This window comes from Streptomyces sp. NPDC001890, from assembly GCF_042891445.1.
In the GTDB taxonomy this organism is placed as follows: Bacteria; Actinomycetota; Actinomycetes; order Streptomycetales; family Streptomycetaceae; genus Streptomyces.
The window spans coordinates 163,007-176,998 of sequence record NZ_JBIATE010000015.1; the positions used below are offsets into that span (position 1 = coordinate 163,007).

General features: G+C 74.3%; 5 protein-coding genes and 1 pseudogene. 2 read left to right on the plus strand and 4 right to left on the minus strand.

Annotated features, from left to right (window positions below; genetic code table 11):
* From ACFYY1_RS29530 to ACFYY1_RS29540, 3 genes are all read right to left on the minus strand, one after another.
* On the minus strand, window positions 1–6,618 hold the full coding sequence (locus ACFYY1_RS29530; RefSeq protein ID WP_388591003.1) for an amino acid adenylation domain-containing protein: 6,618 nt from the start codon (window positions 6,616–6,618) through the stop codon (window positions 1–3).
* Window positions 6,615–11,714, minus strand: coding sequence for an amino acid adenylation domain-containing protein (locus ACFYY1_RS29535; protein WP_388591005.1), 5,100 nt, complete (start codon window positions 11,712–11,714; stop codon window positions 6,615–6,617). The genes ACFYY1_RS29530 and ACFYY1_RS29535 overlap by 4 nt, the downstream gene beginning before the upstream one ends.
* A 72-nt stretch (window positions 11,715–11,786) precedes the next feature.
* A complete protein-coding gene (locus ACFYY1_RS29540) occupies window positions 11,787–12,005 on the minus strand; it encodes an MbtH family protein (RefSeq protein WP_388591006.1) in 219 nt (72 codons plus the stop codon).
* A 192-nt stretch (window positions 12,006–12,197) separates the two neighbouring features.
* Between ACFYY1_RS29540 and ACFYY1_RS29545 the strand changes: the two genes are divergently transcribed.
* Window positions 12,198–12,824, plus strand: a complete 627-nt coding sequence (locus ACFYY1_RS29545; protein WP_388591075.1) for an HAD family hydrolase — start codon at window positions 12,198–12,200, stop codon at window positions 12,822–12,824.
* A 263-nt stretch (window positions 12,825–13,087) separates the two neighbouring features.
* Here ACFYY1_RS29545 and ACFYY1_RS29550 read toward each other — a convergent pair whose 3' ends face one another.
* Window positions 13,088–13,594: a hypothetical protein gene (locus tag ACFYY1_RS29550; RefSeq protein ID WP_388591078.1), complete on the minus strand. Its 507-nt coding sequence runs from the start codon at window positions 13,592–13,594 to the stop codon at window positions 13,088–13,090.
* Between ACFYY1_RS29550 and ACFYY1_RS29555 the strand changes: the two are divergent.
* A pseudogene (locus ACFYY1_RS29555) lies at window positions 13,545–13,916 on the plus strand (transposase family protein); the annotation flags it as partial. The gene ACFYY1_RS29550 and the pseudogene ACFYY1_RS29555 overlap by 50 nt on opposite strands.
* Between the last annotated feature and the right edge of the window lie 76 nt (window positions 13,917–13,992).

Sequence of the window (13,992 nt, forward strand, 5' to 3'; positions counted from 1 at the left end):
TCAGCCTTCCTGGGCCGGGTCGTGGGCCGTGCGGACGTCGAGTGCGGCGGCCAGTCGCTCCACCGTGTGGTGGCGCAGCGCGGTCGCGAGGTCGAGGGGGAGCCCGGCCCTGCGGGCGGCGAGCAGCAGGGGCGGTACGAGCAGGGAGTCGCCGCCGAGGTCCCTGAAGTCGTCGTGCACACCGACCTGTTCGAGGCCGAGCACCTCGGCCCAGACGGCGGCGAGCCGTCGCTCGGTGTCGGTGCGCGGCTCCACGTAGGGGGCGTCGGCGGCGGTGGCGGCGCGGGCCACGAGGGCGAACCGGTCGCGTTTGCCGTTCTCGCCGAGCGGGAGCGCGGGCAGGGCCGTGACGGTCGCCGGGATGACGGCGGCGGGCAGCACCGCGCGCAGGCGGTCGCGCAGGGCGGGCACGGAGACGGTGTGCCCCTCGGCGGGCACCACCCAGGCCGCGAGGCGCTTGCCGCCGTCGGCGGCGTCGACGGCCGCGACGAGGGCCTCGCGCACGGAGGGGTCGGCGGCCAGCGCGGCCTCGGCCTCGCCGGGTTCGACGCGGTGTCCCCGGATCTTGACCTGGTCGTCGGCGCGGCCGAGGAACTCCAGGGCACCGCCGGGGAGCCGGCGGGCCAGGTCCCCGGTCCGGTAGAGGCGGGCGCCCGGCAGTCCGTAGGGGTCGGGCAGGAACGCGGCGGCGGTCGGGCCGGGGCGTCCGGCGTAGCCGCGGGCGAGCCCGTCGCCGCCGAGGTACACCTCACCGGCGATGCCGTCGGGGACCGGCCGCAGCGCGCCGTCCAGGAGCCGCAGGGTGACGCCCGGGAGCGGGGAGCCGAGGGCCACGAGGGTGCGCGGGTCGCGGGGCCGTTCGGGGGCGTGCAGGGTGTCGGCGTGCTGGAGCCCGGCTTGGACACCGGCCGCTGCGGCGACGGGGCGCGGTGCGCCGCCGTGCCGGTTCCGGTTCCGGGGCAGGACGCACAGGGCGGTGGCGGCGACGGTGGCCTCGGTGGGGCCGTACTCGGCGGCGAGGACCATCGAGCCGGACCCGATGCGGGCGGCGACGCGGTCGGCCTGGGCGGCCGGGTAGGCGTCGCCCGCGCAGACGGCGAGCGCGGCCAGGGAGCCGAGTTCGGTGTCGGTCAACTGGGCTTCCAGGAGCGTCAGATGGCCGGGGGTGAGCCCGACGAAGGAGTAGGGCGCGCCCTTGAGGAGTTCGGCGCCGAACTCCCCCGGCCCGTACGACTGCGGGAGCAGCCGCACGGTCTGCCCGGTCATCAGGGGCGCGTACAGCGCGGGTATCCCGAGGTCGAAGCCGACGGAGGTGAACCACGGCGCGCCGCCGGTGCCCGCCGCCGCGTACTGCTCGACCGCCCAGTGCAGGTAGTGGGAGAGGGAGCGGTGGCTGATCTCGACGCCCTTGGGGGTGCCGGTGGAACCGGAGGTGTGCAGGACGTACGCGAGCCGGTCCGGGTCGTGGGCGGTGGCGGGCCGGGCGGGCACGGGGACGTCGGTGAGGTCCTCGGCGACCACGAGCGGGACGTCGTCCAGGCGGGCGGCGTGGCGGCGTTCGGTGACCGCGAGCGTGAACTCGGTGCCGGCGATCCGGGCGTCGGGGGTGCAGGGGTCCACGGGCACCTGCGCGGCGCCCGCCTTCCAGACGCCCAGGAGCGCGGCCACCAGGTCGGGGCCCCGGTCCAGGAGCACGGCGACCCGGGTCTCGGGCCCGGCGCCGAGGGCGCGCAGCCGGTGGGCGACCGCCTCGGCGCGGGCGTCGAGCGCGGCGTAGGAGAGGGTGGCGGAGGAGTTGGTGGCGGAGGAGCTGGTGGCTGACGCGAAGGAGAGGGCAGGGGCCGCCGGGGTGCGGGCGGCCTGGGCCTCGAACGCGCCGAGCACGTCGGCGGGGGTGTCGGAGTGCGGCAGGGCGGGTGCGGCGAGGGCGCCGCGCTCGTACGCGTCGGGGTAGGCGCCCCGGGCGTCGCCGTCGGCGCCGGTGCGCGCCATGTCGGCGAAGACGGCGGTGTAGAGCGCGGCGAGGCGCTTGGCCCGGCCCCGGGAGAGGGTGCGGGTGCGGGAGGCGATGGACAGGTGGCCGCGCACGGGGGTGCCGACGACGAGCCGGAACTCGTTGGGGCTGTCGTCGCGGCTGGCCATGATGTCGATGAGCTCGGTGTCGACCTGGTGGAAGTCCAGGTAGTGGAAGAGGACGTCGATGAGGTGGGTTTCGCCGCCGGGTCTGCGCATGGCGGGCATCGGGTAGCGGCGGTGCGGCCACAGCTCGACCTCGCGGGCGAAGACCTGCTGGGCGAGTTCGCCCCAGGTCGCGGCGGTGCGCTCGTACGGGAAGGGCACCGAGTTGAGGTACATGCCGGAGACGCGTTCGGCGCCCGCCTCCTCGGGGCGCGCGTCGGCGACCATGCCGCCGCGGAACCGCTCGGCGCCGGTGAGCAGCGAGAGGACCTTGCTGTGCGCGGCGTGCAGGACGCTCTTGTAGGGGACCTCGGCGGCGGTGGCCAGCGCGCGCAGGCCCGGTTCGACGTCGCCGAGCGGGATGTCGACGCGGTAGCGCTCGTCGCCCTCGTCGTCGCCCTGCCATCCGGCGGGGACGCTGAACCGCTCGTAGGTGTCGACGACGTGGCGCCAGTGCTCGCGGTCGGCCGGGTCGTCCAGGGAGCGCAGTTCACCGGCGACGAAGTCGGCGTAGCGGACGGCGGGAACCGGCGGTGCGGGCTCGGGCTCGGCGCCGGAGCGCAGCGCGCGGTAGGCGCGGAGCATCTCCATCAGCTGGGAGTGGTAGCTCCAGCCCTCGATGACGGGGTGGCACTCGGTGATGGACAGCCACCAGCTCTCGTCGTCGAGGAGGTGGACGGCCATCCGCATGAGCGGGGCGCTGGTGAGGTCGAAGAGCTCTTCGCGGTCGCGGTCGGCGAACTCCCAGAGGGCCAGTTCGCGGCGGGCGGCCGGCAGGTGGCGCAGGTCGTCGAAGACGCAGGGCATCCGTCCGGCGGCGTGGACGAGCTGGAGCGGCCGGGAGTAGCCGTCCAGGGCGAAGGAGGTCCGCATGACCTCGTGGCGTTCGACGATCAGGTCGGCGGCCCGCTGGAACGCCTCCGGGTCGAAGGGGAGTTCGTCACGGATCCGGAAGGAGGTGATGTTGTGGTAGCGGTTCTCGGTGCTCTCGCCGTACATCTCGACGAGCATCCCGGCCTGGGTGAGCGAGACGGGGTAGGCGTCGGTGACGTCGGCGGGCAGCGCGGCCCGGTCCGCCTCGCCGATGAGGGCGAACCGGGCGACGGTGCCGCCCGGTCCGGCGCCGTCGGCGTCGCCGAGGGCGGCGCGCAGCCGGGCCACGGTGCGGTGGGCGAAGATGTCGCGGACGCTGGTCTCCCAGCCGGCCTCGCGCAGCGCGCCGACGAGGGTGACGGCACGGATGGAGTCGCCGCCGAGTTCGAAGAAGTTGTCGTGGACGCCGACGGTGTCGCGGCCCAGGACGGTGGCCCAGATCCCGGCGATGGCGCCCTCGGTGGCGTCGCGGGCCTCGACGTAGTCGCCGACGGCGGTGGCGGCGCGGCCCGGGGCGGGCAGCGCGCGGCGGTCGAGCTTGCCGTTGGCGGTCAGCGGCAGGGCGTCGAGAGCGAGGTAGGCGGCGGGCACCATGTACGAGGGGAGGGTCTCGCCGACGCGGGCGCGCAGCGCGGCCGGAGTGAGGTCGTCGGGTCCCGCGCCTTCGGCGGGGACGACGTAGGCGACGAGTTCCTTGGCGCCGGGGCTGTCCTCGCGGACCAGGACGACGGCTTCGGCGACGGCCGGGTCCGCGGTGAGCGCGGACTCGATCTCGCCGGGCTCGATGCGGTAGCCGCGGAGTTTGACCTGGTGGTCGGCGCGGGCGACGAAGTCGAGATTGCCGTCGGGCAGTACGCGGGCGATGTCTCCGGTGCGGTAGAGCCGGGTGCCGGCCGGGCCGTAGGGGTCGGGCACGAAGCGTTCGGCGGTCAGGTCGGGGCGGCCCGCGTAGCCGCGGGCGACACCGATGCCACCGATCCACACCTCGCCGGGCACGCCGACGGGCAGCGGGCGCAGGTGCTCGTCGAGGACGTACATGGTGGTGTGCGGGACGGCGCGGCCGATGGGGACGAGTTCGGTGGTGACGGGCCCGTCCAGGAAGTACGCGGAGTTGCCGACGGTGATCTCGGTGGGGCCGTACTCGGCGGCGAGACGGGTGCCGTCGGGGCCCGCCGATGTGGTCCAGCGCTCGGCGAGCCGGGCGGTGAAGGAGTCCCCGGCCGCGATGACGAGGCCGGCCAGCCCCCTGATCTGATCATCCGTCAACTGCTGCTGGAGCAGGTCGAGATGACCGGGGGTGAGCTTGATGAAGGCGTACGGGGCGCCCGCGGCGAGCAGGGCGCCGAGGTCGGCGGTGTCGAAGTCCTGCGGGAGCAGGTCGACGCTCCGGCCGGTCATCAGCGGCGCGTACAGGTCGGGCACGCCGAGGTCGAAGGCGATGGAGGAGAACAGCGGGGCGCCGCCGGGCCCGGCGCCCGCGTATGCCTGGACGGTCCAGCCGAGGTAGTTGGCCAGCCCGCGGTGGGTGACGAGGACGCCCTTGGGGCGGCCGGTGGAGCCGGAGGTGTAGATGACGTAGGCGAGCGCGTCGAGGTCGTGGCCGGTGGGCAGGGCGGCGGTGGCGGCGGCGCGGGCGGCCTGCTCGGCGGGGTCGTCGGTGACCAGGACGGTGCGGCGGTCTTCATCGGCGCCCAGGGCGGCGGGGCCCTCGAAGCGGTCGGCGTAGCGGGTCTCGGTGAGGACGGTCCGGGTGCCGGTGGTGGCCAGCATGTGGCCGACGCGCTCGTCCGGGTAGCCGGGGTCGACGGGTACGTACGCGGCGCCCGCGCGCCAGATGCCGAGCAGGGCGGCGACCAGTTCCGGCGAGCGGTCCAGGAGGACGGCGACGGTGTCCTCGGGGCCGATGCCGAGCCCTGCCAGCCGGCGGGCGTGGCGCTCCGACTCCTCGACGAGCCGGCGGTAGGTGTACGTGGTGTCGCCGTGGCGCAGGGCGGTGGCGTCGGGGGTGGCCGCGGCCTGTTCCAGGATGGTCTCCAGGACGGGGCGCAGGGCGGTGGCGTCGAGGGCGTGGTCGGTGCCGACGGGGGTGGCCGGTCCGTCGAGGAGCAGGGCGCGCTCCTTCGGGCCGATCGGGTCGAGGGTGGAGAGCGGGGCGCCGGGGGTGGCGGCGATCTGTGCGAGGAGCCGGGTGTAGTGCCCGGCGATCCGGGCGGCGGTGGTCGCGTCGAAGAGGGCCGTGGCGTATTCGAGGCTGCCGTGCAGGGTGCCGTCGGCACGTTCGGTGAGGTGCAGGGTGAGGTCGAAGCGGGCGATGGCGCCGGCGGCCGGGACGGGCTCGGCGGAGATGCCGGGCAGATCGGGTCCGTCGGCCCCCTCGCCGGACGCGAGGTCGAACATGACCTGGAAGAGCGGCGTGGTGGACAGGTCGCGCTCGGGCTCCAGTTCGTCGGCGATCCGGTCGAACGGCGTCTCCTGGTGGTCGAAGGCGTCCAGCACGGTGGTGCGGTTGGCGGCGAGGACGTCCCGGAAGGCCGGGTCGGCGCCCCAGCGGGCCCGCAGCACCAGGGTGTTGTACGCGTATCCGGCCATCTGCCGCAGTTCGGGGCGGGTGCGCCCGGAGACGGCGGTGCCGACCGAGACGTCCCGCTTGCCGGTGTAGCGGCCGAGCAGGGTCTGGTAGGCGGTGAGCAGGACCATGAAGAGGGTGGCGTCGCCGTCGCGGGCGACCTGGCGCAGCGCGGTGGCGGTTTCGGCGGGGACGTCGAAGCCGTGGGTGGCACCGCCCCAGGTGCGTACGGCGGGGCGCGGCCGGTCGGTGGGCAGGGCGAGCGGTTCGACGCCGGCGAGCTCCCGGCGCCAGTGGCCGAGTCCGCGGTCGGCTTCGGGGCCGCTCTGCCGGCGGGCGGCCCAGGCCGCGTAGTCGGCGTACTGGACGGGGAGCTCGGGCAGTTCCTCGCCCCGGTGGAGGGCTGCGAGGTCGGCCAGGAGCAGCGGGCGGGTCAGCGCGTCGCAGGCGATGTGGTGCATGACGACGAGCAGGACGTGGTCGTCGGGGGCGAAGCGCAGCAGCCGGACCCGCAGCGGGTGGTCGGCGGCCAGGTCGAAGGTCTCGGCGGCGCGGGCCTCGGTGAAGGCGACGGCGGCCGCGTCCCGGGCAGCGGCGTCCAGGCCGGGCCGGTCGGTGACGGCGAGGTCGACGGGCCCGGCCGGGTCGACGACCTGGCGGGGGTCGGCCGCGTCCAGGACGTAGCGGGTGCGCAGGATCTCGTGGCGGGCGGCGAGCGAGTCGAAGGCCTGCTGGAGGGTGCCCGGCGAGAGCGGGCCGCGCAGCCGGTACGCCATCGGCAGCAGGTACTCGGGGCTTTCCGGGTCGAGCTGGTGCAGGAACCACAACTGGCGCTGCCCGGCCGAGAGTTCGAGGGGCTTGGTGCGGTCGGCGCGCGGGATGGCGGCGCTGCGGACGGGGGTGTCGGCGCCTCGCCCGGCGCGCCCGGCGAGGCGGCGGCGCAGGAGCTCGGCGCGCAGCTCCTCCTGCGTGGGCTGCGTCGGCGCGGTGGGTGCGGTCACGACTGGTACTCCCTGTGGGCGAGGGCGAGTTCGGCTTCGGTGAGCGTCTGGATCTCGGCCGTCACGGCCTCTTCCACGGCTTCGGCGAGCCGGGTGACGGTGGGGCGTTCGAAGACGGCGCGCAGGGGCAGTTCGACGTCGAACTCCTCCTGGATGCGGGCGATGACCTGGGCGGCGCGCACGGAGTTCCCGCCGCTGCGGAAGAAGCCCTGGCGGGAGCCGATCCGGTGGCCCGCGACGGCGTCGGGTCCGAGCAGCACCTCGGCCCAGATCCCGGCGATGATCTCCTCGACGGGGCCTTCGGGCGCGGTGTACGGCTCGTCGGCGAGCGCGGCGGCGAGGTCGGGCGTGGGCAGGGCCGCGGTGTCGACCTTGCCGTGCCGGGTGAGCGGCACGGTGGTGATCGGCACGAGCAGCGCGGGGACCATGTAGTCGGGCAGGCTGCGGGCGCAGTGGTCCAGGAGGGCGCTGTCGCCGGGTACGGGCATGTCGTCGGCGGCCACCCAGTAGCCGACGAGCGCGGCGTCGGGGCCGGTGCCGTGGACGGTGACCACGGCACCGGCGACGGCGGGGTGCTCGGCCAGGACGCCCTGGACCTCGCCGGTCTCCACCCGCCTGCCGCGGATCTTGACCTGGCCGTCGGCGCGCCCGGCGAACTCCAGGGTGCCGTCGGGCAGCATGCGGGCCATGTCGCCGCTGCGGTAGAGGCGGGCGCCGGGCTCGCCGTACGGGTCGGGCACGAACACGGCGGCGGTCAGGTCGGGCCTGCCGTGGTAGCCGCGGGCGAGGGCGGTGCCGCCGATGCACAGCTCGCCGGTCACCCCGTACGGCACGGGCGTGAGGTTCTCGTCCAGGACCCGGACCGTGCAGTGCGGGTAGGGGCGGCCGATCGGGGTGGACTGCGCGGTGTCGTGCGCGTCCCACCGGGTGGAGGCGATGGTCGTCTCGGTGAGCCCGTACTCGTTGATGAACCGTCGCAGTCTGCGCGAGAGCTCGCGGGCGAGGGCGGGCGGGCAGTCCTCGCCGCCGGTCTTGCCGACCAGCGGGCGGCGGCCGAAACCGGCGTCGATCAGCATCTGCCAGTGCGCGGGGGCGGCCTGGAGGTGGCTGACGCCGTGCCGGTCGAGCAGGGCCAGCTGGGCGCGGTGGTCGCGCAGTTCGTGCTCCTGGGCGAGGACGACCCGGCCGCCCGCGACGAGCGGCATGACGAGTTCGGTCCAGGAGATGTCGAACGTGGGCTGGGCCAGGGCGAGGTAGGCGTCGTCGGGGCCCTGCCCGAAGTCCAGGTGGGCCTGGAAGGCGCGCAGGGTCGGCAGCAGGGTGCGGTGCTCGACGGCGACCCCCTTGGGGCGGCCGGTGGAGCCGGAGGTGTACATCAGGTAGGCGAGGCGCGTGCCGTCCCCGGCGGGCAGCGGCTCGGCGTCCGCCGGCGGTGCGGCGTCCGGTTCCGTGTCCAGGGTGAGGACGGCGCCGCGGTGGATCCCGGCGAGGCGTGCGGCGCCCGCCGTGTCGGTGACGAGGACGCCCGCCCCCGAGTCGGCGAGCACATGGGCGATCCGGTCGTCGGGGGCGCCCGGGTCGAGCGGCACATGGGCGGCGCCGGCGTGCCAGCTGCCGAGGATCGCGGCGAGCAGCTCGGGGGTGCGGCCGAGCAGCACGGCGACGGTGGTCTCCGGTCCGGCCCCGAGGCCGCGCAGCCGGTGGCCGAGGAATTCGGCGCGGCGGTTCAGCCGTTCGTACGTCCAGGTCTCGTCGCCGCAGACGACGGCCGGGTCCTCGGGGGAACGCCGGGCCACCTCCGCGATCGCGGTGTGCACGCCGCCTTCGGACGCTCCGGTGATCGTGTCCCCCGCGCCGGCCGGGCCGGGGCCGTGGGCGACGAGTTCGGCGCGCAGCGCGGCGGGCAGGATGTCGGCGGTGCCCAGCCGTACCCACGGGTCGTCGGCGACCGCCTCCAGCAGGCGGGTCCAGCAGTCGGCGAACCGTTCGACGGTGGCCGGGTCGAACAGGGCGGTGGCGTACTCGGCCATCCCGAGCAGCGAGCCGTCGCCCTGGCGCTGCACGACGAACGTGAGGTCGGTGCGGGCGGCCTGCCAGGCGCCCCGGAAGGCGTCGAGGTCGCCGGAGGAGGTCGCGGTGCCGGTGCGGCCCTCCTCGTGCAGGTCGAACATCACCTGGTAGAGCGGGGTTCGGGCGGCGTCGCGGCTCTCGTCGAGCTCGGCGACGAGCCGGTCGAACGGCAGCTCCTGGTGGGCGAAGGCGGTGCGGGCGGTGTCACGGACCCGTACGACGGCGTCGCGGAAGGTGTCGTCGGCGACGGCGTCGCAGCGCAGCACGAGGGTGTTGAGGAAGAACCCGACGACCTCGGCGGTCTCGGGCCGCTCGCGGCCGGCCACCGGGATGCCGACGGGGACGTCCCAGCGGCCGGTGAGGCGGGCGACGAGCGCGGCGAACGCGGTGAGCAGGGTCTGCTGGAGGGTTGCCCCGCAGCTGCGGCCGAGGGCCGCGACGCGCTCGGTGAGCGCGGCCGGGACGGTGAAGAGGTGGACGGCGCCGTGCGCGTCGCGCACCGGGGGCCGGGGCCGGTCGGCGGGCAGGTCGAGCGGCACGATGCCGTCCAGCACCCGCTTCCAGTGGTCGAGTTCGCGCGCCAGGAACGCGTCGGTGAGCCGGGCGCGCCGGTGGGCGGCGTGGTCGGCGTACTGCACCGGGAGCTCGGGCAGCCGGGCGTCGGTGCCGGTGTGCGCGGCCTCGGCGAGCGCCTTGAGGTCGCGCTCCAGGACGACGGAGGACCAGCCGTCGCAGGCGATGTGGTGCAGCGAGAGGATCACGTGCAGGTGCTCGGTCCCCCGGCGTACGGTCAGGGCCCGCCAGACGGGGCCGTTCTCCAGGTCGAAGGGGCGGGCGAACTCCTCCTGCACCAGCGCGTTCAGCTCGTCGGCGCTCGCGGCGAGCGCGGTGCGCAGCCGGGGCGGTCGGGTGCCGGGCGCGTCGGCGATCTGGACGGGCTCGGTGCCGTTCAGCACGTACCGGGTGCGCAGGATCTCGTGCCGGTCGGCGAGTGCGCCGAGCGCGGCGGCGACGGTGGCGTCGCTGTACTCGGCGGGCAGGGTGAGGAAGGCGGGGGCGTTCCACTCGCTGCTGCCGGGGCGCAGCCGGTCGAGCAGCCACATGCCTTGCTGGCCGGGCGAGAGCGGCAGTCCTTCGGGCTTGCGGGGCACGGGAAGGACCGTTTCCGCGAGGTGCTCGTCGCCGGTCGGGGCGACGGGGCGGCCGAGCAGCGTGGCCTGGGTCTCGACGGTGGTCGCGGTGAACAGGGCGCGCAGCGGTACGCGGGTGCCCGCCGACGCGGACAGCAGCTCGGAGAGCCGGGTCAGCATCAGGGACGAGCCGCCGAGCTGGAAGAAGTCGTGGGTGGCGCCGATCTCCCCGGCGGGGACGCCGGTCAGCTGCGACCAGATCTCGGCGACGGCCCGCTCGGTGGCGTCGCGCACCGGAACGTACACGGTCTCGGCACGAGTCTCGGCCGGGTCGGGCAGCGCGCCCCGGTCGATCTTCCCGCTGGCGGTGAGCGGCCACTCGTCGACGGTCACGAACACCGACGGCACAAGGACATCCGGCAGGGTGCGGCGCAGAAACGCACGCAGCTCGTCCGGGCGGGGCGCCTCGCCGCGCGGCTGCACCCAGGCGGCGAGGCGGTGGCCCGCGCCTGCGGGGTCGGGCACGGCGGCGGCGACGGCGGTACGCACCCAGGGGTGGGCGGCGAGCGCGGCCTCGACCTCGCCGGGCTCGATCCGTACGCCGTTGACCTTGACCTGCTGGTCGAGGCGGCCGAGGTATTCGAGGACGCCGTCGGCGCGCCAGCGCACCTTGTCGCCGGTGCGATAGAGCCGCTGTCCGTCGTTGTGCGGGTCGGGCACGAAGCGTTCGGCGGTCAGGTCGGGGCGGCCGAGGTAGCCGAGCGCGAGCCCGATGCCGCCCGCGTGGAGCTCGCCGGGCACACCGACGGGCACGGGCCGCCCCGCCGGGTCGAGGACGACCACGCGCATGTTGCCGATGGGACGCCCGATGGGGACGGCACCGGTGTCCCGGTCCGGGTCCCACTGGTGCTCGGTGATGTCGACGGACGCCTCGGTGGGTCCGTAGGTGTTCCAGATCCGTACGCCGGGCGCGCGTTCGAGAATGCGGCGGCACAGGTCGGCGTGGAGGGGTTCGCCGGCGCTGAAGACCAGGCGCAGCGCGGTGGCGCGCTCCCAGCCTGGTTCGTCGACGAGGCGCCGGTAGACGGAGGGGACGCCCTGCAGGACGGTGACGCCGTGGTCGGCGACGGCGGCGAGCAGGGTCGCGGGGTCGCGCTCGGCGCCTTCGGGGGCGAGCACGAGGGCGGCTCCGCTGATGAGCGGGGAGAACAGCTCCAGTCCGGCGGCGTCGAACCCGACGGTCGTCTTGAGCAGCACCCGGTCGGCCGGACCGAGCCGGTGACGGTGGGCCAGCCAGCGCACCCGGTTGGCGATGCCCTCGTGCGGGACGAGGACGCCCTTGGGGCGGCCGGTGGAGCCGGAGGTGTGCAGGACGTAGGCGGGCCGGGCCGGTTCGGCGACGAACTCCGGTGCTGCTGCGGCCTGTTCGCCGTCGAGATCCTGGTGCTGCTCGCCGGTGACGTCCTCGGCAAGCAGGACGCGGGTGGCCGCGGGCAGCTTGTCGGCGGTGGACCGCTCGGCGAGGGCCACCGGTGCCTGCGCGTCGTCGAGAACGAGAGCGATGCGGCTCTCGGGGTGGTTGGGGTCGAGCGGTACGTAGGCGCCGCCCGCCAGCCAGACGCCGAGGAGCCCGGCGACCAGGTCGGGCCCACGGCGCAGGCACACGCCCACGAAGTCGCCGGGGCGCACGCCCAGGGCGTGCAGCCGGGTGGCGAACAGGGCGGCGCGCGCGCCGAGTCCGGCGTACGTGACCACGCTTCCATCGGCGCCGATCACGGCGGGCGCGTCGGGCGTACGGGTGCGCTGGGCGGCGAACAGCGCGGGCAGCAGGGGCGCGGTCCTGGGCCGGGCAGTGGTCGCACCGGCGTACGAACCCGACAGCGTGCGGTCGTTCACAGTCTCTCCTCCATCGGGATCGGGCGGCGCGGTGGGGGTCGGGCCCGGCCTCGGATCCAGCGGCCAGTTCGGTCAGGCGGCGGTGGCGTCCATGCGGCGGCGCAGGCTCAGCGGGCGCAGATCGGTCCAGATCTCGGCGATGCGCGCGAGGCACTCCTCGCGGCTGCCCTCGGTGCCCTCGGCGTGCCAGCCGGCCGGCAGGGCGCGGTCCGCCCACCAGATCGAGTACTGCTCCTCGTCGTTGAGCACGACGCGGTGCAGGGTCTCTTCAGTCTGCTGCTTCTCGCTCATCAGTTCGACGCCCCTTTGTGTGGTCGGTTATGGCCATGTTTGAAGGGCGGCCTATCCGGGCCCTATGCCGGCCATGTATTTCGTCGAGCCCGGGGTGTGGGGGGCGTATCCGTCCGGCCTGGTTCCTGTTCCGGGGTCCGCGGCACCCCGAGGTGCTGCAGACCTGGCTACCGCTCGTAGGCTCGCGGAGTGATGGAGACGATCGTGTTCGACATCGGTGAGACGCTCGTCCGCGACGACCGGTACTGGGCCTCCTGGGCCGACTGGCTGGGCGTTCCCAGGCACACCCTCTCCGCACTTGTCGGTGCGGTCACCGCCCAGGGCCTCGACAATGCGGAAGCCCTTCGCCTACTCCGCCCCGGCATCGACATCGCGGCCGAGTACGCAGCTCGCGAGGCCGCCGGCCGGGGCGAGCGTCTCGACGAGGCCGACCTGTACGACGATGTGCGTCCCGCGCTCACGGCGCTGCGCGAGCTCGGCGTCCGGGTCGTCATCGCGGGCAACCAGACGATTCGCGCGGGGGAACTGCTGCGGGGTCTGGATCTGCCCGCGGACTTCATCGCCACCTCCGGGGAGTGGGGTTGCGCCAAGCCGTCGCCCGACTTCTTCGCCCGCGTCCTCGGCGCCTCCCAGGCCCCGGCCCAGGACACCGTCCACGTCGGTGACCACCCGATGAACGACACCTTCCCGGCAGCGCGGGCCGGCTTGCGGACCGTGCACCTCCGCCGTGGGCCGTGGGGACACTTGTGGGCGGCCGACCCGCAGGTACGGGAGACAGCGGACTGGGTGGTCGATTCGCTCATGAACCTGCCCGCGTGAGAGCGGCTGCGTCCGTTCCTGCCCGTGAGCAACGGACAGTACGGGCGGTGGCGTGATCTGGCCGATCCTGGTCAGGGAATCAAACTCCAGCCGACGCCTTCTCATCCAGCCCCTCAAGAACCGTCCTGGTCTCGGCGGTCGTCTTCGCGGCCTTCACAAGCCGGCCGGGCCGAGCTGAGGCGAACCTTCCCGGTCACAGCGCTAGGGGCTGTCCCGTGGCTGCGGCCGGGGTGGGGTGTCGGCTGCCTGGGCACGCCTCAACGTCAAAGGAAGATGAGTGCGACGCTCTCGTCTACGCAGAAACGCAGGACGACCATCAGTCGTTGAGCGTCCTGGATGTGCTGCTGGAGGAGTGGTTCGTCGGGCTTCTCCAGCCATTCGCCGGTGATCGCTTGAAGGCGAGGCAGCATCGCAGCGCAGTGGGCAGTGGAGAGATCGTCACCACCGGCATCCGGGTGATCGAGGAGCGGCTCCAGGGTGGTGGAGATGTCGCTCCACGGCCGGTTGCCCCCGAAGCCCCACATTTCCGGGAGGCTGAACCCCTCGGCCCGTGCGAGCCGTTCCCGGAAAGCATTGAAGCTGATGCAGGACCATGAGACGTCCGGGCTGCTGACGTCTCCGTCTCCTGGGAACAGAGTCAAGCCCACGTGGCCCTCCTCGCTTGCGAAGTGGTCAGGATCGGCCAGAACGAGCGTCATCGGCAACTGAAATGATCGCTGCGTGGCTGGTGTGATCACGGCGTCGAAGCCTTCCTGGGTGGCCCCGTGCACAGGGCTCAGCCCACGGCAGTTCCGCAAGCTGGTGACGGTGCTGCGACGCACAGGTGCGGACGCGATCCGCAAAGGCCGGCCGTGGAGTCTTCCGCTGGAGGACCGGGCCCTGCTGGTCGCGATCTGCTGGCGCACAAACCTGACCATGCGGCAGCTTGCCCCGCTGTTCGGGGTCTCGAAGTCGGCGGCGGACCGCATCATCGGCCACCTCGGACCGATGCTCGCCCTCCAGCCCCGCAAGCGGTTCGCCAAGGACACCGTGCTCATCGTGGACGGCACTTTGGTCCCCACCCGCGACCACACCATCGCCGAGCGGTCGAAGACATCTCATGTCGTTGGCGGATCAAGTTGATGGTCGGCGATCCTGGGAAGCCGAGCTTGTGCTTCAGCGCGGGATC